The sequence below is a fragment of the Qipengyuania sp. ABI-127-1 genome (assembly GCA_022953095.1).
Lineage (GTDB): Bacteria > Pseudomonadota > Alphaproteobacteria > Sphingomonadales > Sphingomonadaceae > Qipengyuania.
The window spans coordinates 67080-89199 of record JALJCR010000002.1 but is presented as its reverse complement, the minus strand read 5'-3'; the positions used below and the strand labels follow the sequence as shown (position 1 = coordinate 89199).

The 22120-nt window shown below is 61.2% G+C and carries 25 protein-coding genes and 1 other RNA gene; 11 read left to right on the top strand and 15 right to left on the bottom strand.

Translation table 11 applies throughout. The features are described from left to right. The first annotated feature begins 58 nt into the window (after nt 1–58). Nucleotides 59–1276 carry a Na+/H+ antiporter NhaA gene (gene nhaA, locus MUY37_RS09925; protein ID WP_499195222.1) on the top strand — a complete coding sequence of 406 codons (1218 nt, stop codon included), beginning with the start codon at nt 59–61 and terminating at the stop codon, nt 1274–1276. On the opposite strand, the gene MUY37_RS09920 is transcribed toward nhaA, so the two are convergent. After that, the gene (locus MUY37_RS09920) at nt 1277–1714 is read right to left on the bottom strand and encodes a VOC family protein (protein ID WP_499195221.1); all 438 of its coding nucleotides are present in this window, start codon (nt 1712–1714) and stop codon (nt 1277–1279) included. It lies immediately after the preceding gene. Nucleotides 1715–1861: 147 nt separating this feature from the next. Here MUY37_RS09920 and MUY37_RS09915 point away from each other — a divergent pair, with 147 nt between their 5' ends. Beyond that, nucleotides 1862–2557: an SIMPL domain-containing protein gene (locus tag MUY37_RS09915; RefSeq protein ID WP_499195706.1), complete on the top strand. Its 696-nt coding sequence runs from the start codon at nt 1862–1864 to the stop codon at nt 2555–2557. 64 nt (nt 2558–2621) lie between these two features. Here the strand turns inward: MUY37_RS09915 and MUY37_RS09910 are convergent, their stop codons facing one another. Next, nucleotides 2622–3374, bottom strand: coding sequence for a TorF family putative porin (locus tag MUY37_RS09910; RefSeq protein ID WP_499195220.1), 753 nt, complete (start codon nt 3372–3374; stop codon nt 2622–2624). 270 nt (nt 3375–3644) lie between these two features. On the opposite strand from MUY37_RS09910, the gene MUY37_RS09905 reads away from it, so the two are divergent. Further along, a complete protein-coding gene (locus MUY37_RS09905; RefSeq protein WP_499195219.1) occupies nt 3645–4445 on the top strand; it encodes a metallophosphoesterase family protein in 801 nt (266 codons plus the stop codon). Between the two features lie 39 nt (nt 4446–4484). Here MUY37_RS09905 and rnpB read toward each other — a convergent pair. Further along, nucleotides 4485–4885: RNase P RNA component class A (rnpB, locus tag MUY37_RS09900), an RNA gene on the bottom strand. A gap of 223 nt (nt 4886–5108) precedes the next feature. On the opposite strand from rnpB, the gene MUY37_RS09895 reads away from it, so the two are divergent. Then, a complete protein-coding gene (locus MUY37_RS09895) occupies nt 5109–5540 on the top strand; it encodes a hypothetical protein (protein WP_499195218.1) in 432 nt (143 codons plus the stop codon). Here MUY37_RS09895 and MUY37_RS09890 read toward each other — a convergent pair. The 5 genes from MUY37_RS09890 to MUY37_RS09870 all read right to left on the bottom strand — a co-directional run bounded on the left by MUY37_RS09890 (nt 5537) and on the right by MUY37_RS09870 (nt 8039). After that, the gene (locus MUY37_RS09890) at nt 5537–5941 is read right to left on the bottom strand and encodes a hypothetical protein (protein WP_499195217.1); all 405 of its coding nucleotides are present in this window, start codon (nt 5939–5941) and stop codon (nt 5537–5539) included. The genes MUY37_RS09895 and MUY37_RS09890 overlap by 4 nt on opposite strands. Before the next feature lie 161 nt (nt 5942–6102). Continuing rightward, nucleotides 6103–6675, bottom strand: a complete 573-nt coding sequence (locus MUY37_RS09885) for a JAB domain-containing protein (RefSeq protein WP_499195216.1) — start codon at nt 6673–6675, stop codon at nt 6103–6105. A gap of 5 nt (nt 6676–6680) precedes the next feature. Further along, nucleotides 6681–7118 carry a hypothetical protein gene (locus MUY37_RS09880; RefSeq protein ID WP_499195215.1) on the bottom strand — a complete coding sequence of 146 codons (438 nt, stop codon included), beginning with the start codon at nt 7116–7118 and terminating at the stop codon, nt 6681–6683. Between the two features lie 38 nt (nt 7119–7156). Next, nucleotides 7157–7492 carry a hypothetical protein gene (locus tag MUY37_RS09875; RefSeq protein WP_499195214.1) on the bottom strand — a complete coding sequence of 112 codons (336 nt, stop codon included), beginning with the start codon at nt 7490–7492 and terminating at the stop codon, nt 7157–7159. 43 nt (nt 7493–7535) lie between these two features. Further along, nucleotides 7536–8039 (bottom strand): LuxR C-terminal-related transcriptional regulator, encoded by a 504-nt coding sequence (locus MUY37_RS09870; protein WP_499195213.1) that lies wholly within the window; start codon nt 8037–8039, stop codon nt 7536–7538. Between the two features lie 11 nt (nt 8040–8050). Here MUY37_RS09870 and MUY37_RS09865 point away from each other — a divergent pair, with 11 nt between their 5' ends. Beyond that, complete coding sequence (locus tag MUY37_RS09865) at nt 8051–8227, top strand: hypothetical protein (protein WP_499195212.1); 177 nt, start codon at nt 8051–8053, stop codon at nt 8225–8227. A 1-nt stretch (nt 8228) separates the two neighbouring features. Here MUY37_RS09865 and MUY37_RS09860 read toward each other — a convergent pair whose 3' ends face one another. From MUY37_RS09860 to MUY37_RS09850, 3 genes are read right to left on the bottom strand one after another with little or no spacing between them, the layout of a single operon-like run. After that, nucleotides 8229–8930 carry an N-acetylmuramoyl-L-alanine amidase gene (locus MUY37_RS09860; RefSeq protein WP_499195705.1) on the bottom strand — a complete coding sequence of 234 codons (702 nt, stop codon included), beginning with the start codon at nt 8928–8930 and terminating at the stop codon, nt 8229–8231. 17 nt (nt 8931–8947) lie between these two features. After that, on the bottom strand, nt 8948–9607 hold the full coding sequence (locus tag MUY37_RS09855; protein WP_499195211.1) for a histidine phosphotransferase family protein: 660 nt from the start codon (nt 9605–9607) through the stop codon (nt 8948–8950). Nucleotides 9608–9641: 34 nt separating this feature from the next. Next, nucleotides 9642–10037 (bottom strand): M67 family metallopeptidase, encoded by a 396-nt coding sequence (locus tag MUY37_RS09850; RefSeq protein WP_499195210.1) that lies wholly within the window; start codon nt 10035–10037, stop codon nt 9642–9644. A 16-nt stretch (nt 10038–10053) separates the two neighbouring features. Between MUY37_RS09850 and MUY37_RS09845 the strand changes: the two genes are divergently transcribed. Both MUY37_RS09845 and rpoH read left to right on the top strand, forming a co-directional pair. After that, nucleotides 10054–10998, top strand: a complete 945-nt coding sequence (locus MUY37_RS09845) for an RluA family pseudouridine synthase (RefSeq protein ID WP_499195704.1) — start codon at nt 10054–10056, stop codon at nt 10996–10998. Nucleotides 10999–11120: 122 nt separating this feature from the next. Further along, nucleotides 11121–12026 (top strand): RNA polymerase sigma factor RpoH, encoded by a 906-nt coding sequence (gene rpoH / locus MUY37_RS09840; protein WP_417322502.1) that lies wholly within the window; start codon nt 11121–11123, stop codon nt 12024–12026. 78 nt (nt 12027–12104) lie between these two features. On the opposite strand, the gene MUY37_RS09835 is transcribed toward rpoH, so the two are convergent. Then, on the bottom strand, nt 12105–13439 hold the full coding sequence (locus MUY37_RS09835; RefSeq protein ID WP_499195209.1) for a M20 metallopeptidase family protein: 1335 nt from the start codon (nt 13437–13439) through the stop codon (nt 12105–12107). Between the two features lie 109 nt (nt 13440–13548). Between MUY37_RS09835 and mtgA the strand changes: the two genes are divergently transcribed. Continuing rightward, entirely contained in the window at nt 13549–14217 is a 669-nt protein-coding gene (gene mtgA, locus MUY37_RS09830) for a monofunctional biosynthetic peptidoglycan transglycosylase (RefSeq protein ID WP_499195208.1), read from the top strand. Between the two features lie 5 nt (nt 14218–14222). Beyond that, nucleotides 14223–15137, top strand: a complete 915-nt coding sequence (locus MUY37_RS09825) for a cation diffusion facilitator family transporter (protein WP_499195207.1) — start codon at nt 14223–14225, stop codon at nt 15135–15137. Between the two features lie 71 nt (nt 15138–15208). On the opposite strand, the gene MUY37_RS09820 is transcribed toward MUY37_RS09825, so the two are convergent. The 3 genes from MUY37_RS09820 to MUY37_RS09810 form a co-directional block, all read right to left on the bottom strand. Then, on the bottom strand, nt 15209–15898 hold the full coding sequence (locus MUY37_RS09820) for an aspartate/glutamate racemase family protein (RefSeq protein ID WP_499195206.1): 690 nt from the start codon (nt 15896–15898) through the stop codon (nt 15209–15211). 86 nt (nt 15899–15984) lie between these two features. After that, on the bottom strand, nt 15985–17256 hold the full coding sequence (gene clpX / locus MUY37_RS09815) for an ATP-dependent Clp protease ATP-binding subunit ClpX (protein ID WP_499195205.1): 1272 nt from the start codon (nt 17254–17256) through the stop codon (nt 15985–15987). Nucleotides 17257–17445: 189 nt separating this feature from the next. Further along, complete coding sequence (locus MUY37_RS09810) at nt 17446–18141, bottom strand: ATP-dependent Clp protease proteolytic subunit (protein ID WP_499195204.1); 696 nt, start codon at nt 18139–18141, stop codon at nt 17446–17448. Between the two features lie 266 nt (nt 18142–18407). Between MUY37_RS09810 and MUY37_RS09805 the strand changes: the two genes are divergently transcribed. Both MUY37_RS09805 and MUY37_RS09800 read left to right on the top strand, forming a co-directional pair. Then, nucleotides 18408–20504 carry a TonB-dependent receptor plug domain-containing protein gene (locus MUY37_RS09805; protein ID WP_499195203.1) on the top strand — a complete coding sequence of 699 codons (2097 nt, stop codon included), beginning with the start codon at nt 18408–18410 and terminating at the stop codon, nt 20502–20504. Nucleotides 20505–20548: 44 nt separating this feature from the next. Beyond that, nucleotides 20549–22117 (top strand): amidase, encoded by a 1569-nt coding sequence (locus tag MUY37_RS09800; RefSeq protein WP_499195202.1) that lies wholly within the window; start codon nt 20549–20551, stop codon nt 22115–22117. Nucleotides 22118–22120 lie beyond the last annotated feature (3 nt).

The following is a 22120-nucleotide window of genomic DNA, read 5'->3' as shown; positions in this document are numbered from 1 at the left end:
AGCTTCGAGTTTCAGGACTTGCAACGTGGGCCGCTTTGCGAAAGAGAGCGTGCCCACAATGACCGAACGTCCTTCAGCCTTCCGCCTAGTATTCGCCCCTGTCCGCGCCCTTTTCGTCAGCGACGCGTCTGCCGGCATCCTGCTGATCCTGGTTGCCGCAGCGGCGATGATCGCTGCCAACTCGCCGTTCGCCGGCGAATACGAGCAATTGTTCTACGGCAAGCTGCCATGGACGCCGATTCCGAAGCTCTATGATTTACACCTGTGGATCAACGATGGTCTGATGGCGGTTTTCTTTTTCGTCGTCGGGCTCGAAGTGAAGCGCGAATGGATCGAGGGTCAGCTCTCCACGCCGCAATCGCGCAGGCTCCCCATCCTGGCGGCCGTGGCAGGGATGGCCATTCCCGCGCTGTTTTATGTCGGCGTTGTCGGGGACGATGCGGAATTGCTACGCGGCTGGGCCATCCCCGCTGCCACCGACATTGCCTTCGCGATGGGTGTGCTGGGGCTGCTCGGCAATCGCTGCCCCGCTTCGCTGCGCCTGTTCCTGCTGACCGTGGCGATCGTCGACGATATCGGCGCAGTAATGGTCATCGCCCTGTTCTACACGGCAAACATCAAGCTGGGCTGGCTGGCCGCCGCCGCAGGCGTCGTCGTGCTCATGATGGTTCTGAACCGCATGCGCGTTGCCTCCTACTGGCCCTTCGTCCTGCTCGCGCTGGTGCTATGGTACTTCGTGCTGAACACCGGCATCCACGCGACTATCGCCGGGGTCGTGGCGGCTCTGTGCATCCCGATGGTCGGTCCAGACGACCAGACGATGGTGGAGCGCATGGAGCACGGTCTCGCCCCGTGGAGCGCCTATCTGGTCGTGCCCGTCTTCGGATTCGCCAATGCCGGCGTACCGCTGGCCGGAATGGGCGTGGAGCATTTGCTTGCCCCGCTGCCCCTGGCGATCGCCGCCGGCCTTTTCCTTGGCAAGCAGGTGGGCATTTTCGCGGCCATCTATGCCGCTGACAAGATCGGTTTCGCCCCGCGCCCGGACCAGGCGAGCTGGACTGAAATCTGGGGTGTGTCGATCCTGTGCGGTATCGGTTTTACCATGTCTCTGTTCATCAGCGGCCTTGCGTTCGCAGGCCAGCAATTGCTGATAAACGAGGCGAAGATCGGCATCCTGCTGGGCTCGCTGATATCCGCAATCGCGGGTTATGCGATCCTGCGCATGTCTGCGAAGCACCCGGACGATGCCGTATCTCCTTATATCGACCAGCCGTAGTTACCAGCTTCCGCTGTTTTCCATGCTCGCCCACGGCTCCTTCGGTTCGAGGTAGCCGTCCTGCAGCAGTTCCACCGAGATGCCATCGGGTGTCTTGACGAAAGCCATGTGCCCGTCGCGCGGCGGGCGGTGGATCGTGTGGCCCGCATCCATGATTTTCTGGCAGGTCTCGTAGATGTCCGCGACCCGATAAGCGAGATGGCCGAAATTGCGACCATTGTCATAGCGTTCGGGCGGGCTGCCGTCCTCCGTCGGCCAGTTATAGGTCAGCTCCACCTCGGCTACGCCTTCCTGACCCGGTGCGGCAAGGAAAATCAGCGTGAAGCGCCCCGCCTCGACATCGAAGCGGCGAACTTCCTCGAGGCCGATCAACTTGAAGAAATCGATCGTGGCATCCGGGTCCGTCACCCGGATCATGGTGTGCAGATATTCAGTCAATTCGAACTCCATTTATCGACATTAAAGCACGGTTCATCGGCACTTGGTTAGCGGAAACCGGGCGAATAAAACCCGATAAGGAGCGCGATCATGACCGACGAAGCCGACATTGCCGACACTGGTGCCACGCCGCGGGCGGACAAAGCAATGCTTGTGCGATGGCTCGCCAGTGCCGGTATCGTCGCGGTCGGACTGATCGTGGGCGGTTTCGTTCTGGGTGACGGGCTGGTTCGCATGAAAGCGGCAGAACGCAGCGTTACCGTACGCGGCTTGGCGGAACGGGAGGTTACGGCCGACCTGGCGACGTGGACCGTGTCCTTCGCATCGACCGCAACCGACCTGAGAACTGCGCAGGCAAGCACCGATCGCGACGCAACGGCTGTGCGGGAGTTCTTCGACGATCTTGGCTTTCCCGCAAACGAGCTTACACCGGCCGGTGTCAACGTATCAAATTACACCGACGATGGTGTCGTATTCTATACCGTGCGCCAGCGCATCGTCCTGCGGACCAAGGATATCGAACGCGCGCAGCGGGCTGCTCGCAGGCAGGCCGAACTGGTCCGCAAGGGTGTGGTGCTGGAAGACGGCTCGGGCATCAACTACACATTCACTGGCCTCAATGCGATCAAGCCGGAAATGGTAGCAGAAGCTACGCGCGATGCGCGAGCGGCGGCCGAACAGTTCGCCGAGGATTCGGGCGCCGATGTCGGCAGCATCCGCAAGGCAACCCAAGGCTATTTCTCGATCGACGCACGCGATGGCGAAGCCGGTGGCTGGGGTATCGGAGACACGCCCTTCAAAAAGGTGCGGGTCGTAACCACAGTCGATTTCGCGCTCGACTGATCGAGTGACGTGTAGGGGGCGCCCCAATGCGGCGCCCCCTACCTTCAAATTCGCCGCTGCGTGGTTAGAAACTGGCAGAAATGGTGCCGACGATCGCATCGTCGGTGAAACCATCGATGGCGGGGCCTTCCACGCCGATATAGGCGACGCCGATCTCGAAATTCCCCTGCGCGGCGCTGGCACCGAGAGACCAGTCCAGACCGGTGTCATCGGTCGTGCCCGCAAGCAGCGGCGGCGCTAGCGATCCATCGGTATAGCCCAGATGGCCCGTGATCGTCAGCGGCGTGCCGGGCAGACCGAAACCGACATCGGTATAGAGGTAGAGATTGTCGTCACCGCCAAGCGAATCCTGTTCCGGCGCGTAGGCGACGCCGAAGGTTGCTTCCGCTGGGCCGAAGTTCACCCCCACCGATGCATAGGGTTCGATATAGTCGGTATCGAGGCCCAGATCCTCGGTCGGATAAATGTAATAGAGCACCCCGACATCGACGCTGACCGCATCGCTGAGATTTCCGCTCCACCCTGCGTAAATGTCGAGTTCGAGATCGCCATAAGCCGCACCGCCATCGATCGACGATGCCCAGGTGCCAACGTAGAATCCGCTGTCATGCGCGACATCGAAGCCCCCCTGGAGGGCCGGATCGCCGCCCGAGAGCGACACACCGCGGAACCGATAGTCGGTCGTCAGCGCAACATTGGCCGAAACCGTGAGGTCGCTGGCGACCTCGTCATCCGACTGCGCCATGGCTGGGGTGGTGAGGGAAAGGCCCGCCGCAGCGAGCGATACGGCCACCAGGCCGCGAAAGGACGTGAGCATTACAGACTCCTATACGAGTGTCGCTTCGTCCCACCTGCGAATCCGCCGGGGCCATTTTGTTAGGCTCCTCGATCGGATACGGTCATAAATGTGCACACCCGGGCCGCCACACGCAAGATCGGCTCGGATGGTTTTCGCATTCGCAACATAAGCTGTGCTTTTTCCGCAACTGCACAATCACAAGCGAGGGTGCCTTTATTGCCCCTGCCGCGCCATGCGCCTATCTGGACGGCAAATCTCGAACCACTGCCAAAGTGTTACAAACTCTCAATGATCAAGTTCGCACAAATTTTGAAGAAGCGGGGGAAGACCAAACCACGCCCCAGCGTACCGCAAGGTGAGCGATACTATGTGGTGGGCGACATTCACGGTCGCTGCGATCTGCTCGACCAATTGATCCTGGCAATCGAGAAGGACGACGAGCGGGCAGCCGACGCCCAGAGCACGGTGGTTCTGCTGGGCGATCTGGTGGATCGCGGCCCGGAAAGCGCACGCGTGATCGAAACCGCCCGCCAGTGGGGCAAACGCCGCAAGGTACGCTACATTGCGGGAAATCACGAAGAGATGTTCCTCGAGAGCTTCGAGGACAAGGAGATGCTGCGGCACTTCCTCAAGCATGGCGGCAAGGAAACCGTCCTCAGTTACGGTATCAAGAAGCGGCGCTACAACGAACTCACGATGAAGGAACTCCAGCGCGAACTGCACGATCTGGTCCCGGCAAAGCACCGCAAGTTCCTGGAGGCGATGGAGGATATCGTCATCGCCGGTGACTATGTATTCGTCCACGCCGGCATCAATCCCAAGCACAGCATCGAGGATCAGAAAAGATCGGACCTGCGCTGGATCCGCGATCGATTCCTCAAACACCGCGAGCCATTCAGCCACGTGGTCGTGCACGGCCACACCATTTTCGAGAACCTCGAGCACACGCCTTATCGTATCGGAATCGATACCGGTGCCTTCCGCACCGGCAATCTGACGGCCCTGGTGCTGGAAGGCGACCAACGCCGCATCATCCAGGCCCGCGAGCGTGACGGATCGATCACTGTCGAACATGGCGAATTCGCCTGATGGCCACGCGGTCGCGGTAACCGCCGGAACTGCCCGAAAATCGCCAGGGGGCCTGTAAGCCGGGTTCTGTCCCGCGCACGGTATGCTTGCACACCAGCTACGCGGAGGCAGCCATTCGTCTAGGCTCTGGATTGCTCCAGAGCTCCAGCAGCCAACCCGGGCGGTCGATGCGAAACGCACCTGCCCGCTTGCGCGAGCGTGCCGCCCCTATTCGGCCTTGCTCCGGGTGGGGTTTGCCATGCGGGCTGCGTTGCCGAAGCCCCGGTGCGCTCTTACCGCACCCTTTCACCCTTGCCTGATCCCCCGAGGGGGCCATCGGCGGTATGCTCTCTGTGGCACTTTCCCTGGACTCGCGTCCGGCGGGCGTTACCCGCCACCCTTGTTTCGTGGAGCCCGGACTTTCCTCGTGACCGAAGTCACGCGGCTGCCCGGCCCCCTGGCGCCGCGGCAGATAGGCGATAACCGCTCCCTCGCCAAGGGCCGATAGGTTGCACTTCCCAATCGATCGAAGGTAAGCGTGACTTGTCCTATCCCAAATCGGAAGCACCACAACCGATCTGTATACATTTCCGGGCAGAAAATTGACTTGAGGAGAAGCGCGGCAGTATACAACCATGACTTGGGTATTTCGGAATTGTTTTAAGTACGGGCAGGAGACGGAGCTTGAACAATTCTACCGGCACGCCTTGGCACAGGGTGTTGAGCGAGTTTCTCGATCACTTCGAACGAATACGGGCGCCAAACTGTGAAGATGTCTCGGCGCTGGCACACCGGCTCTGCCATATCCTTGATGAAGCCCCGGACGCGGTGAGAGAACACTTCGAGCCACCCCTGAGCAGCACTGTCGCGCAGCTTGTCGAGCGCGGTTGGACGGAGCAAATATTGCTGCTGACGACCGAACGGGTGGGCCTGATGGCATCGCGAGCGGCATCGGGCGATGCCATCGCCACCATCGCGGTGCCCAGTCTGGATATAGAAAGAAGTTTCTCCAGTCCGGATTCGCTGGCCCACGCCCTGACCGGGGCCATCGCCGCGACCGCGCTCGGGATCGTGGCCGACGATCTGGGACCTGCCGACCTTGACGATATTGCCTAACCCGTCGGAATGCGCTTCGCCGTCACATTGGCGCGATGCAGCTCGACCGATTGCAAGTTGATTTTCAGCTCGTGCGCTATCCGTTGATCGAACGGAGTCCCGCCAATGGTATTTCGCGCAGCATCCACCCTCTGCGCCAGTCCGTCCATCACGAACCCCTGTATACCCTCTTCGGCCACTCGAAATCCGTGAGGCGATAGCCGTACCTCCATTTCCCGAGTGTCCGTCCGGCTGCGGTTCAAAATCACCAACCGGTCGGCGGCGAGCTTGTCTATGCGGCGAGAGGTTATCTCCTTTGTGAGACCGGCCGCCCTGGACGAGCCCGAAAGGCTTCCTGGTCGCCCGTTGGCGTGGAGGACGAATAAATAGAGCAGGATGTCCCACGCGGACTGTTCGAGCATGTCGACCGACGGGATTCCGCCCTTTTCTTTCGGCGTATCATCCTCCCCTCGCCTGTGATCGGCTCGGCGACCCTGCGAAATTGCGTGCAGCGCTCTTTTCCAATCGGCGAACGAAAAGAGTCGCTCCTCCAACCCGCGTAAAACCGCCATAACGGTCGGCATCACAGAAGCCCCCTCTCACGCATGCTGACAACTGTGCGCCTGCCGATCACGAGATGGTCGTACACGCAGACACCCAGCCTATCGGCTTGCGACACGAGTTGCCTGGTCTGGCGAATGTCGGTCTCGCTGGGCTCGGCACACCCCGAGGGATGATTGTGAGCGATGAGCATACTCCGCGCATCGAGCGCGAGAGCCCGGCCGAACAAGATGCGCGGAGACACTCGAATCTCGCCCTCCGCCCCATCCGCCACGATTTCTTCCGAGATCACGAAACCGGCGCCATCGGCCATGATCGCTATCATTCGTTCACGGCGCAATCCGCCCATAGTGTCCACGAGATAGCGGTCGAGCGCGCTGCGATCCTCGCCCAGAGGCGTCTGAACCATCTGTTCTCGCGAGCCGTCATGCAGCAATTGCCGGATGGTAAGAAACGCCTCGACCCAATGTTCGCCGTGGGAAGCACACTGACGCAGGTCCGCTTCGCTGGCGTAGGTCAGGGCGCTGAGCGATCCGAACCGTTTCAGCAGGCGTTCCGCAAGCTCCCGGGGATCCGCGCTGAGCGGCGCGAGCAAACCGGTCAGATGGTGCGATCGATCCGCGACCGGCGATAATGCGCCAGGGTGCCGAGACCGGTAATGATCAACGCCAGCCAGACCGGCCACCGTTCCATTATCGCATAGACGATCGGCTCGAGAGGCATGCTTGCCGCGCGCAGCAGGTGCGAAACGACTGCGATGAATTGTGCCGAGCTTACCCATAGGGGCCACCACCGGTCATAGGAAAGCGCGACAGCCGTGACCGCGAACAGGGCTGCGGCATCGACCACGAAACGGAAGGTCTGCACCGAGGTATAGCCTTCTTCGCTCCAATGACCGAGGACCAGCCAGCGCGCGATCCCCGAGAAGACCAGTGCGAAATAGATTGTTGCGACATAGCGTTCCGGCTTTCCGCCCTTGCTCCAGGCGAAGGCGAGGACCGCTAGGGTAAGTGCTACCTGGATCAGAAACCGGGTCATGGCACATGCCCTTGGAGCCTCGCCTTCGCTTAGACAAGTCAGGCTGCGACGGTGGTCAACTGCTCGGCCGAGGTGAAGCCGTTGTCGGGACAGCTCGGCTCTTCGCCGGCCCCCGTTTCGACCGCTATGTCGCGCAACTGTCCGTGCACCCGGCCGGTCTCACCGCGTACATCGATCAGACCGCGGACGATTTTCTCGAGCCGCAGAAGGGCGCGCTGGCTTTCCAGCTCCGGGGCGCCACCGAGATCGCGACCAGCAAGGGCGGCACTGTGCAGGAGAGCCGTCGTCTTTGCCAACGCATCGGCGATGGCGGTTTCGGATTCCGTCAATTCCCGGGCGATGCGGGCGGTAGCGGTAGGCAGATCAAGCGACATCGGCATTCTCCTCTGGCAGACCAGCCGAGGAGTGGTTGCGGACCTAGAACATGGTTCCCAGCGCATGGGCGAAGGCCATGGAAAGGACGGCCACGATCATGATCGCAACTGCCCCCGCGAGTATGAGCAACAGCCGGCTGCCCACTCCCAGGTCCGAAGGTTTTATCCTCGGCGGCAGCCATGGCGAATTCCGGTCCCAAGACGCTCTCGTATCGAAAGCGAAAGAGTCCTCGAAGACGTAGGAACTTTCGCGTGGCTGCCGCAGGCGACGTGCATCATCCTGCCCGGGGCGGGCCAGTATGGTCGGGTCATCTATGGTTCGATCATACCCTTCCGCCCACGCTCGATAGTGTCGCAGAACATCGGCGCGGGGCATGTGGCCGAGCTTGACCCGGACCGCATCGATACGCTTGTCGATCGTCACCGGAGCGACATTCAGCTTCTGCGCGATTTGCTTCGAGGTCAGATGCTGGCAGGCCAGCCGCAGGGCTTCATCCTGCTTCTCGGTAAGCGAGTCGAATACGGAATGGATATCGTGACGATCCATGGCCTTCATCTATGGTATCGCGCGAAGGTGAGCAATTCCCGGTTCCAAAGCAACGCAATACCGGCAATTTCTTCAAAAAGGAGACGAAGAAGACCGAGCGATTCGGTAATGATTTAACGCATTCATTTGGCCATGAGGCGCGTTCCGTGCGCAGCCCCGAACGCCAGCCCCCGCTTCTGGGGATCTGACTTAGCGGGCCTTCCCCCGATCGCGCTCGATCAGGAGCTGGAATAGGATCGCACGGACTTCACCATCGATTTCCCCATCGATCTTGCGCGGACGCCAGCGACGTTGAAAAGCCTCGACCGCCTTATGCCCGTCGGTGACGTCGTAGCCGAAGCGTTCCAGCGCAAGGTAGAAAGCGCCATCATTGTCGAAGGGATCGCCCAGCTCGATCTTCGGGGTGGGAAGGCAAAGGCCGTATTCGGCGAGCCGCTCCCACGGAAAGAGTTCGCCGGGGTCGATCTTGCGCTGCGGTGCAACGTCGGAATGGCCGAGCACATTGGCGCGGGGAATGTCGTGCCGCTTCATAATCGAGAATAGCAGCGGCACCAGCGCTTCGAACTGCGGCTCGCTGAAATCGCGATAGCCATGCAGGTGGCCCGGATGGTCGAGCTCGATCCCGATGCTTACCGAATTGATGTCCTTGTGACCGCGCCAATAGGACACGCCGGCATGCCAGGCGCGCTTCTCTTCGGGCACCAGCCTCGTCACCGTGCCGTCCTCGGCGATCAGGTAATGCGCGGAAACCTTGGTCTGCGGGTCGCACATCCGCTCGATCGCCACATCGGGACCGAGCATTTCGGTGTAGTGAAGGACGACGATCTCCACCGGCGCATTGCGCTCGTCAAAATTGGGGGAGAGCCGTTCCTGGTGGACGAGTTCGTCCATCTCGCCCGAAGAGCCGGTCAACCGATCAGCCCCGCGCCCTGCGGCAGGACCGCACCGAGCACGAGCATATCGGCGCCTTTGTGATATTGCAGCCCGCCGCCGCTCTCGCTCGCCAGCAGGTTGATCATATGCGCGGCGGCCGTGCGGCTGGTCAATTCACACCGGTCGAGTGAGCCATCGAGCGCCTTGCCGATCGTTTCATCGAAAGCGATCTTGGGTCCACCTGCGCGAACCACGATCTCGCAGGCGCCATCCCTGACTTCGGCGCCGATATCGAGCGTTCCGCCCCGAACCAGCGCGTCGATTGCGATCTGGGCGAAATTTAGCAGCACCTTGACCGCCGGTTTCCCAAGGGTTGGCTCCGCCAGTGCCCAGTTGATTGTGATATTGCCCTTATCCGCAATGAGCGCCTCGATCAGGGCCTGTGGCTCTGCCACTTCCACGCGCTCGCCGAAGCCGCCAGCCGCCCCGAATGCGAGACGGAAAAATTTGAGCTTGTTGGTGCTGATCAGCGCGCTCTGTTCCAGCAATTGCATGACATTGGCGCGCATTTCGGGATCGGTTTCCATCGCGAGCAGTTCGAGCCCGTTCGAAAGAGCCCCGACCGGGCTGAGCATGTCATGGCACAGGCGCGAGCACAGCATCGCGGCAAGATCGATCGATTGGCGGTCGTCCATTGGGGTTCCGGTAGATGAATAATTGGTAAGCGTCTTAGCGAGGGGCGACCACATAGGGAAGCGCTTCGAACCCCGCATCCCCCGAACGCCATAGCGTGATTCGCCCCGCCGCGATTATCGCCCAGACCGCCTCGTCGGGCGCTGCCATGGCCCGATCGGTGGCGGATGGTTCGGCAGCGCCATTGGGATGCGAATGATAATAGCCAACCACTTGTCGGCCGCCGCCGCGCGCAGCGCGGTGTGCGTCGAGGAGCGCCCGAGGGTCGATCTCGAAATGCCTGGACGGTTCGGGATGTACGTTTGCGGTAGGCTGGGCAGAGATAATCTCGTCACCCTTGCCGAACAGGAGCCCACAGCATTCGCGCGGATATGCGCGCGCTGCTTCGCCAAGAAGCGTTTCGATGACTTTGCTTGAGACTTCGATTGGCATCGCCCATGGCCCTAGCATGGCCGAAGGGGAAATCATCACCGGAACGCTCGTCGACACCGGCCGTCTCGACAAGGCACTGGCTGCGGCAAGCGGATTGTCGCGCGAGCGGGTGAAAGGGCTGATTGCCGATGGCGCGGTCGAAATCGGCGGAAAGCCTGCGAAGAGCGGGTCGGCAAAGGCCGAAGCGGGAACCGCCTTTACCATCGCCCTGCCCCCACCCGAACCGCTGGCCGCGCAGCCACAGGACATCCCGCTGGATGTCGTGTTCGAAGACGAACATCTGATTGTGGTGAACAAACCCGCTGGCATGGTCGTTCATCCTGCAGTCGGCAATCGGGATGGTACGCTGGTCAATGCGCTGCTGCATCATTGCAAAGGGCAACTGTCGGGCATTAACGGCGTAGCCCGACCCGGTATCGTGCACCGGATCGACAAGGATACGTCGGGTCTGCTCGTGGTGGCCAAGTCCGATGCCGCACATGAAGGGCTGGCCAGGCAGTTCGCCGATCATTCCATCGCCCGCCGATATCTGGCCGTCTGCGCCGGACACCCCAATCCATCATCGGGCACGATCGCTGGCCGGATCGGACGATCGGATCGCGACCGCAAGAAGATGGCGGTACTGCCGGATCACGCGACGCGCGGAAAACACGCGGTGACGCATTACGAAACCATCCGCCGCCTGGACCATGCCGCGCTTATCGAATGTCGGCTCGAAACCGGGCGCACGCACCAGGTCCGCGTTCACTGTGCGTCAATAGGTCATGCGCTATTGGGGGACCCAGTATATGGACGCACGCCCAAGGCCCTCAGGTCGCTTCTCGACGAGCTTGGTTTCGACCGTCAGGCGCTCCACGCCGCGCGGCTCGGATTCAGACATCCTATCAGCGCTGAAACCTTGGATTTCCGCGCTGAATTGCCTGCCGATATGCGGGAACTCATCGACCAAACCGCTCGTTGAAATCGACGAAAGCCATGTGCAATTTCGCACGCATCCGCTATACGTAACCGCAGTGGCCCGAGAGTCGGATGCCCAGCAGGGGTCCGACGAAAGAGGTCGACGCTAGAAAGGTCAGGGTACAAGTGAGTAACACCAAAACTTTGAGCGTCCCGGCGCTCGGCGGTGAGCAGAGCCTCAACCGCTATCTTTCCGAAATCAAAAAGTTCCCCGTGCTGACGCAAGAGCAGGAATATATGCTCGCCAAGCGTTACGAGGAACATGACGATCCCGAAGCTGCGGCGCAGCTCGTTACCTCGCATCTGCGACTGGTGGCGAAAATCGCCATGGGCTATCGCGGCTACGGCCTGCCGGTGTCCGACCTCATTTCCGAAGGGAATGTCGGCCTGATGCAGGGCGTCAAGAAGTTCGAAGCCGATCGCGGTTTCCGCCTGGCGACCTATGCCATGTGGTGGATCAAGGCGAGCATTCAGGAATACATCCTGCGTTCGTGGAGCCTCGTGAAGATGGGGACTACCGCCGCGCAGAAGAAGCTGTTCTTCAACCTGCGCCGGATGAAGAAAAACCTCGACGCTTACGAGGACACCGATCTTCACCCCGACGACGTAAAAAAGATCGCGACGGACCTCGGCGTGCCCGAGCAGGAAGTGATCAACATGAACCGCCGCATGCTGATGGGCGGCGATGGTTCCTTGAACGTGCCGATGCGCAATGGCGAAGAAGGCTCGGGCGAATGGATGGACTGGCTCAAGGACGATGGTCCGCTGCAGGACGAACTGGTCGCCGACGCGCAGGAATCGGACGTGCGTCACGACATGCTCGTCGAGGCGATGGACAGCCTCAACGAGCGTGAAAAGCACATCCTCACCGAACGCCGCCTGACGGAAAACCCACAAACGCTGGAAGAGCTGAGCCAGGTCTATAATGTCAGCCGCGAACGCATCCGCCAGATCGAGGTGCGCGCGTTCGAGAAACTTCAGAAGGCGATGAAGGCTATTGCCGGCGAAAGACTGTTGCCGGGCGTCGCCTGATCAGTCGCGCATAGCGCAAATGCGAAAAGGTCGCCGATACCCAGACGGGATCGGCGACCTTTTCGTTTGATCCGCCACTCACTCCGCTGGGGCGAGATCGAGCACCGCTGCGACCATCGCTTCGGTCCCCAGCGTCACGCTTTCCCGCGGGGCGACCTTGAACAGCGGCGAATGATGCGAGGGCACAGGCGGGCCGCCCGCCTCCGCCGCATCGAAGGCTGCTTGCGGCGTTCCGCCAACCGCGAAGTAATAGCCGGGCACGCCATATTCCTCGGCCACGAAATAAGCGAAATCCTCTGCCCCCATGCCGCGTTGCTGCCATGGAATCAGCACATCCTCTCCAAGATCGCGCTGCATTACCGAATTCAGCCGACGCGCAAGCTTCGGGTCGTTATTCGTCACCGGCGTGCCCTCCGAAACGGTCACCTGAACGGGAAGCTCGTCGGGCAGGCCATGGGCCTTGCCGATATTGACGGCGACACGCTCGATCGCCGCGAGCAATTGCGCGCGCGTATCCTCGTCATTGGCGCGGACCGTCAGCTGCAATTCGGCCCGGTCCGATATGATGTTGTGCTTGGTGCCCGAATGGAATGCGCCCACGGTAATCACCGCAGGCGAAAGCGGCTCGATTTCCCGGCTGACGATCGATTGCATCGCCGTGACGATCTGCGAGGCGATATAGACCGGGTCGCGGCCCATATGCGGGCTTGCCCCATGCGCGCCGACTCCCGGCACGACGATGTCGACCGAATCCGCGCTGGAATACTGGATCCCTTCCGAGGCCGAAATCCTCCCTGTCGGCAAGATCGACGCGACGTGGAAAGCCAGCGCGTAATCGGGCGTGCCGAACCGGTCGTACAGGCCGTCTTCCAGCATGGCCGCCGCACCGCCGACGCGTTCTTCGGCCGGCTGCACCACGAACATCAGCGTCCCCGACCAATCATCCTTCATCTCCATCAGACGCCGCGCGGTGCCGACCATCGAGGTGATGTGAACGTCGTGACCGCAGGCATGCATGACCGGATATTCCTTACCGTCCAGGCCGGTCTGCATCGCCGTGGAGGCATAATCGAGGCCGGTCTTTTCCGGCATCGGCAACCCGTCCATATCCGCGCGCAGCAGGATCAACGGCCCATCGCCATTGCGTGCCATGCCCACCACGCCAGTGCCGCCTACGCCTTCGGTCACTTCCAGCCCTGCATCGCGGAGTTCCGCCGCCATCCGCTTGGCGGTCTCGGTTTCCAGAAAGGACAGTTCCGGGTTTGCATGAAAATGTAGGAACAGATCTTCGAGATGACGATCGTAATCCGCCGCCACTGCCTGCTTCACAGCGGCCGGATCTGCCGAAGCGGGCGTTGCGCCCAGTGACAATGCCATGGCCGATACGGCCAATCCGATAAGTGCCTTGCGCATGAATTCTCCCTCGCGGCTACCCTTGGTCGTGGCGCAGGGTAAGCATGTGGCGCGGCATAGGGCAAGCTGGCAGATTGCGCGGCGACATTTGCAAGGTTAGAGGCGCACTATGCGTTGGCTGGTCCGTTTCCTGTTCAAGGCCGTGATCGGCTTCATCGGCCTGAGCCTGCTGCTCGTTCTGCTGTTCCGGTTCGCGCCCGTGCCCGTCACGGCGACCATGCTGATGGATGGCAACGGGATAACCAAGGACTGGACGTCGCTGTCGAACATCGACCGCAACATGGTACGCGCCGTGATCGCGGCAGAGGATGGGAAGTTCTGCAGCCACGACGGTTTCGACCGCGAGGCGATCGAGAAAGCTATCGAGAACAACGCCCGGGGCGGACGTATCCGCGGCGGCTCGACCATAAGCCAGCAGACGGCAAAGAACGTCTTTCTGTGGCAGGACGGCGGCTATGTCCGCAAAGGGTTCGAAGCCTGGTTCACCGTGCTGATCGAACAGATCTGGGGCAAACGGCGGATCATGGAGGTGTATCTCAACGTCGCGGAAACCGGCATCGGCACTTACGGCGTGGAGGCAGGTGCCCGCCGCTATTTCCGCAAGTCGGCCGCCTCGCTCACACCGATTGAAGCTGCGCGCATGGCCGCCGCGCTTCCTCTGCCCAAGGAGCGGTCAGTGACGAACCCGCGCGGCTGGCTCGCCCGGCACGGCAATACGATCGCCGCGCGAATTGGCTCGGTAGCCCGTGACGGGCTCGATTCCTGTGTATATCGGTAAATCCCATGGGTTCGGGTCACAGCCATTCGCACGATCACGATCATGGGCACGGGCATGCCCATGCCCCGGCCGATTTCGGCAACGCCTTCCTGATCGGCATCATACTCAATACCGGCTTCGTCATCGTCGAGGCGGTTTATGGCTGGATTTCCGGCTCGATGGCGCTGATCGCCGATGCCGGACACAATCTGTCGGACGTGCTTGCCTTGGTGCTCGCCTGGACGGCGAGTATTGCGGCCAAGCGCCCACCTTCGGAACGCTTCACCTACGGGTTTAAGAGCTCAACCATCCTTGCCGCGCTGGCCAATGCAGGCCTGCTACTAGTGGCGATAGGCGCAATCCTGTTCGAAACCCTGCACCGTATTGCAGAGCCTGCCCCGGTCCAGGGCGACACCATGGCCATCGTCGCCGGGATCGGCATCCTCATCAATGCCGGCACGGCCGCGCTGTTCATGCGCGGGCAGCACGATATCAATATTCGCGGCGCCTTCCTGCATATGGCAGCCGATGCCCTGGTCAGTCTGGGGGTCGTCATCGCCGGCCTCGCCATCATCTGGACCGGCGAACGCTGGATCGATCCGGTCGTGAGCCTGGTGATCGTGCTGGTCATCGCCTGGGGCACCTGGGGCCTGCTGAAGGATAGCGTGGCGATGAGCCTGCTCGCAGTCCCCAAGGGCATTTCGGAAGCGGGAGTGCGCGCCTACCTATCGACACGGCCCGGAGTCGAGGCAGTCCACAGCCTCCATATCTGGCCGATGAGCACGACCGAAACGGCGCTGACCGCGCATCTGGTCATGCCCGGCGGCCATCCGGGCGATGACGTGCTGCGCGAAATCCAGCGCGATCTGGACCATCACCACCGGATCGGCCACGCGACCATCCAGATCGAGCGAACGCATCCGGAAAAGGCGTGCTGCTGATGTGTCCCGCCTGCTGCGGCACGGCATCCGCCCTGTGTCGGGTCGGCTGGTAGCGGATTTGGGCGGGGCTCTTACGACAACACGAAATCGACCGCCGCAGCGGCGTGAAGCGCAGTCGTATCGAAGGAGGGCAGCACGCTGTCATCCGGTTCAACAAGCAGCATGATCTCCGTACAGGCCAAGGCGACACAGTCCGCTCCGTTCGCTGCCATGCGCGAAATGCTATCGATATAGGTCGCGCGCGAGGAATCGTTGACCCGCCCTGCGCACAGTTCTTCGAAAATGATCCGGTTGAGCTCGTCACGCTCCTCCACCGGCGGCGAGACCGTCTGGAGGCCGCGCGCCTGAAGACGCTCGTGATAAAATGGCTCGTTCATCGTGAAGCGCGTACCCAGCAAGCCGACGCTCGAATGTCCGGCCGAAATGACCGCATCGGCCAGCGGATCGGCGATATGAATCAGCGCCGCAGGCGATGCGTCGTCCACTGCCTGGGCCACCTTGTGCATGGTGTTGGTGCAAATGAGGATCGCTTCGGCCCCCGCCGCGTGCAGACCCTGCGCCGCTGCGGCCAACCGATCTGCCAGCGCGCCCCATTCTCCAGCCGCCTGCATGGCCGCGATCTCTGCGAAATCGAAGCTGTGAAGCAGCAGCGGTGCGGATGCGATGCCGCCGCGAGCGGCCCGCACCCCTTGATTGATAAGGCGATAGTAGTGAAGCGAGCTTTCCCAGCTCATTCCGCCAATCAGGCCGATGGTTTTCATGCCCCGACCCTATAAGGAAAAGCGCGCCACAGGAACATCTTCCCGCAGCGCGCCACCCCTATTTCACAGCGAATTCGACTTGGCGATCAGGCCGCTTCTTCCTTGTCCTGTTCCTTCTTGCCGCCATGCACCTGAATGGGCTCCTTCTTGCCCTCGACGACATCCTTGTCGATTACGATTTCGGACACGCCATCCATGTCGGGCAGATCGAACATGGTATCGAGCAGGATCGCCTCGACGATCGAACGCAGGCCGCGAGCGCCGGTCTTGCGCTTGATCGCCCGCTCGGCGATGGCGCGCAATGCCTCGTCGGTGAAGGTAAGCTCGACATCCTCGAGCTCGAACAGCTTGTGATACTGTTTGACGATGGCGTTCTTCGGCTCCTGCAGAATCGTCACCAGCGCATCGACATCGAGATCGTGCAGAGTGGCGATGACTGGCAGACGGCCGACGAATTCGGGGATCAGACCGAATTTGAGCAGGTCTTCCGGCTCGCTCTTTTCCAGCAATTCGCCAATGCGGCGCTTGTCCGGATCGGCAACATGAGCGCCAAAACCGATCGAACGCTTCTGCAGACGGTCGGCAATGATCTTGTCGAGACCGGCAAAAGCGCCGCCGCAGATAAACAGGATGTTCGTGGTGTCGACCTGAAGGAATTCCTGCTGCGGATGCTTGCGCCCGCCCTGCGGCGGCACGGAAGCCGTAGTGCCTTCCATCAGCTTGAGCAGCGCCTGCTGCACGCCCTCACCCGACACGTCACGCGTGATCGAGGGGTTTTCCGCCTTGCGCGTAATCTTGTCGATCTCATCGATATAGACGATGCCGTGCTGCGCCTTCTCGACATTATAGTCGCTGGCCTGAAGCAGCTTGAGGATGATGTTTTCGACATCCTCGCCCACGTAACCGGCTTCGGTCAGCGTGGTGGCATCGGCCATGGTGAAGGGAACATCGAAGGTACGCGCCAGCGTTTGTGCCAGAAGCGTCTTGCCCGAGCCGGTCGGGCCGACCAGCAGGATGTTCGACTTCGCAAGTTCGACATCGCCAGCCTTCGCGCCATGCTTCAGGCGTTTGTAGTGGTTGTGCACCGCGACGGAAAGAACGCGCTTGGCGCGGTCCTGCCCGATTACGTAATCCGCCAGCGTGGCACAGATTTCGGCAGGTGAGGGGACGTCCCCATCCTTTTTGCCGACCAGTCCCGCCTTGGTTTCCTCGCGGATGATATCATTGCACAGTTCGACGCATTCATCGCAAATGAACACGGTCGGACCCGCGATGAGCTTCCTCACCTCGTGCTGCGACTTGCCGCAAAAGCTGCAATATAGGGTCGATTTGCTGTCGGTACCGCTCAACTTGGTCATATCCTAAACGTCTTCCCCGCGTGCCCGTCGGAAGAATCCCGACTGTAGGGTACGCAGGTCATGGGTCAATATCCTAGGTAGCGCGCACCCCTTGCCGCAAGCTGAAGCGGCAAGGTTGCTCAATTCCTACGACATTCTTGCAACAGTCCCGTACGGGAACAGATGTCATGCGCGCATACAGGGCGCGGATTACTCGGGCGCGCCACCCGAACCGTCGGCGCTGGCACCCTCGTTTTCGGGGCGGGTTTCGAAAACCTTGTCGACGATGCCGAACTTCATGGCCTCGTCCGCCTCGAGAAAGGTGTCTCGGTCCATCGCCTTCTCGATCTCATCCAGGCTCTGCCCGGTATATTTGACATAGAGATCGTTCATCCGCTTTTTGATGCGCAGGATTTCCCGGGCCTGGATCTCGATATCCGACGCCATGCCGCGCGCGCCGCCCGAAGGCTGATGAACCATGATACGGGCGTTGGGCAGCGCGATCCGCATACCGGGTTCTCCCGCTGCGAGGAGGAAGCTGCCCATGCTGGCGGCCTGCCCCATGCACACGGTCGAAACCCTTGGCTTGATGTATTGCATTGTGTCGTGGATCGCCATGCCCGCCGTCACCACGCCGCCGGGCGAGTTGATATACATGCTGATCGGCTTGGACGGATTTTCGCTTTCCAGGAACAATAGCTGCGCGGTGATAAGCGAGGCCATGCTGTCCTCGACCTGGCCCGTGACGAACACGATGCGTTCGCGCAACAGGCGGCTGAAGATGTCGAAGCTGCGCTCGCCACGGCTGGTCTGTTCCACGACGACGGGCACGAGCGCGCCGGTGGCTGGGTCGGTGGTGAACTGGCCCTGGGCGCCGTGGGCGTCGCTGCCGAACAGGTCGATCATGAATAGTCCTCTTATCGGATCAATTGGCCGCCTATGTCGCCATGCCCCGCAAGATGTTCAAGAGGCTTTACCCATGAAAGCGGCGGATATGTAGCGCACGGCGCTGATCGAGTGGCCTCGGCAAACTGTTCGGCGGTGTTCGGGCAACCGATCCAGCAGGTGAATCCGTTTGTCGGATGACAAATGTCATCGGTCGAGGCGGAATTGGTGTGGGCGCCTACAGGTGTAAACACGGCAGGAGGGAAACGAGGGACGACTGCTATTTCATGACTTTACGCCTGCTTCTATGCTCGACGGCGACGTTGACGCTTGCCATGTCTATCAACGCTGCAGCGCATGCGCAGGATACCGATGCGCTCGATGTGGCAGCACCCGTGGCACCGGCCCCTACGCCCGGCGCGCAGGCTTTCGACCCCGACTATTTCGTTCAATTCGCCCCGCGCAATGCGCTCGACATGGTTGAACGCATTCCCGGCTTCACCATTAGTGGTGGCAACAATCAGGGCCAGAGGGGGCTCGGCCAAGCGACGCAGAATGTCATCGTCAACGGCGACCGCTTGTCGAGCAAGTCGGAAAGCGTACGCGACCAGTTACGGCGCATTCCGGCTTCCGACGTGCTTCGGATCGAAATCGTCGATGGTAATGCGACGGGCATTCCCGGCCTTACCGGGCAGGTCGCGAACGTGGTCTACACCAATAGCGGCGCGTCCGGACAGTTCCGCTGGGCCACCGGCTTTCGCCCACACAACACCGAAGCACAATTGTATGGCGGGGAGATATCGCTGACCGGCAGCAGCGGCGCGCTCGACTACACCGTATCGCTGACGAACGACAATGATCGCTTCGGCGCCGACGGGCCGATTATCATCTCGGATGGTACCGGGGACCTGATCGAAAGACAGGACACCAAGTTTTCGGGCAAGTTCGACAACCCTAAGCTGGCCACGATCTTCGCCTATGATTTCGGAAGCGGTGTGGTGGCGAACCTCAATCTCAGCTACCGCGAGGACTACTTTAAAAGACGCGAAAGCGAGATCGCAACGCCGGTCAGCGGACCGGTCCGCACACGCGATGCCCGCCGTGAGGAAGATGGCCCGGAATATGAAATCGGCGCCGATATCCAGTTCCCGGTCGGCCCGGGTACGCTCAAACTCATCGGGCTGGAACGCTATGAACGCGACAATTTCCAGTCCACGGTGGTCGACAGCTTTTCGGACGCTCGCCCTTCCACCGGCTTTCATTTCGAGCAGGTGAATGGCGCTGGAGAACGAATCGGTCGCTTCGAATATGGCTGGAAGCTGTGGAATGCCGATTGGCAATTATCCGGTGAAGCGGCCTTCAACCGGCTCGATCGGGCCTCGAAACTGTTCGAACTGTCTCCCGGCGGAGAATTCGTCCAACTCGCCTTCCCGCAGGGCACTGGCGGAGTTACCGAGGATCGCTACGAAACCAGTCTGAGCCTGTCACGCACTTTGTCCGAAACGCTTTCGGTCCAACTGATCGGCGCGATGGAGTTTTCCAAAATCGAGCAAACCGGCGCCGCTGCCAATTCGCGCAGCTTCAAGCGGCCCAAGGGATCTTTTGCCGCTACCTGGAAGCCTGCCGACGATTTTGATGTCTCGGTGACGGTGGCTCGCCGGGTGAGCCAATTGTCCTTCGGCGATTTTCTCGCCAGCGTGAACCTCAACAACGAAAATCAAAATGGCGGCAATAACGAGCTCGTCCCCTATCAGAGCTGGAACGTCGAAATAGAGGCAAACAAGACGCTTGGCCCATGGGGATCGATCCAATTGCAGGCGCGCCAGGCTTGGTTCGAAGACTTCATCGACTGGTTTCCGCTGCCTGGCGGCGGGGAGGCGCGCGGTAATATAGGCAATGCCGACCGCCTGCATCTGCAAGGCAATGCGACGATCAATTTCGACCCGATCGGCTTCAAAGGCGCGCGGCTCGACATCGAAGCGGTCAAGCGCTGGATGAGCGTGACCGACCCCTTCACCGGACTTGATCGGCCATTTTCGAACGATCAGGAGGGCAGCTTCGAGATCGACTTCCGCCACGACATTCCGTCGACCGACTGGGCTTGGGGCGTCAACCTCGAGCATTACGATCAAGCACCCTATTCGCGCCGTTTCGAAGAAGGTCGCGATTGGGAAGGACCGGTTTGGGGCTCGCTGTTTATCGAACACAAGGACGTGCTCGGGCTCACGGTTCAAGCGCGCGCCAACAACTTGCTGGGCGCTCGCAACTTCTTCCGCCGAACGGTCTATGACGGGCCGCGTCCGGACGGCGCCATATTGTTCAGAGAGTATCAGGATCGCCGCATCGGGCCGATCTTTCGGCTAACGATCAGCGGGGATTTCTAGCTCCCGCCCTTGCTTTCGGGTGGCGGGGTGGCAGAACCCTGCTCATGCGCACGATACTGCTCCTGGCCGCTTCGCTCTGTTCCCTGGCAACGCCCCTGGCAGCCCAGGATACGCCGCGTCCCGTCGTAACGATCGAAATTCCGAAGATGGAACTACCCGAGGGCCTGGAACCCGCAACCACCGCTGCGGAAGGCGCTGCGGCCGGGCAGGCTTACCGGATCGCGCGCTACGACGATGGCCCCGATGGCCTGAATGCCGTCATCGCGCTCGCTCCCGATATCACGGCGCAGATTCGAAACGCACGCAGCCGACGCACGGCGTTGAAAGGCCACACGGTGCTCGTGAAGGACAATATCGAAACGCGCGAGCTGCCAACCACTGCGGGCAGCCTCGCCCTGGCCGATAACTGGACCCGGCGCGACGCACCGCTGATCGCCAATCTTCGCCGGGCCGGCGGGGTCGTGATGGGCAAAACCAACCTTTCCGAATGGGCGAATATACGGGACGGCAATTCGACCAGCGGATGGAGCGCGGTGGGCGGGTTAACCCGCAATCCGCACGCTGTCGATCGCAACACCTGCGGATCGTCCTCGGGCAGCGGCGCAGCGGTCGCTGCAGGGTTCGCCTGGGCCGCGATCGGGACGGAAACCAACGGCTCCATCACCTGCCCTGCCAGTATCAACGGCGTGGTGGGGTTCAAGCCGACAGTCGGCATGGTCAGCAGAACGCATGTCGTTCCCATCAGCCACTCGCAGGACACGGCCGGGCCGATGGCGCGCACCGTGTTCGATGCCGCCCTGCTGCTGGGCGCGATCGCGGGAAGCGATCCCGCCGATCCCGCAACGGCGGAGGCGGACGCGCATGTCGCCGATTTCACTGCGGGTCTGGCCGATGCCTCGCTCGAAGGCGTCCGCATCGGTGTGCTCATCAACCAGATCGGCAATCGCAAAGACGTCCGCGAGGTGTTCGAAACGGCACTGGCCGACATGGAACGCGCCGGAGCCGAGCTGGTCGAAATCGAATTTGAAGCGTCCGGCGAGATGTTCGGGGCGCAATCAACCGTCCTTCTGTATGAACTGCGCACCGGCATGGCAGCCTATCTCGCCTCTCTCCCGGGCGAAAACATGCCGCGCAACCTCGCCGATCTGATTGCCTTCAACGTTGAAAACGCACACAGCGAATTGCGCTGGTTCGGCCAGTCGCTTTTCGAACAGGCTCTCGAAACGATCGACGAGACCGCCTACCGTGAAGCAAGAGCCACGTCATTACGTCTGGCGGGCGAAGAGGGCATCGACCGGTTGATGCGCGAGCATGAGGTCGATGTGCTCGTCGTCCCGACCCGCGGTCCGGCGTGGACAAGCGACCTCGTCAACGGCGACAATTTCAATGGCAGCATCGGCGCCGGATCGCTCGCCGCAATCGCAGGCTATCCGCATCTCACGGTGCCGATGGGCGCGGTTGAAGGTCTGCCCATCGGCATCAGCTTTATGGGCGGCGTCTGGCAGGATGCCTCTATCCTTGCGATAGGTGCTGCCTATGAGAAGGCGCGGACCGCCACGATACCCCAACCTTCCTTCAAGCGCTGGCAACCCGGCTTGGCGCCCGCGGACTGACAC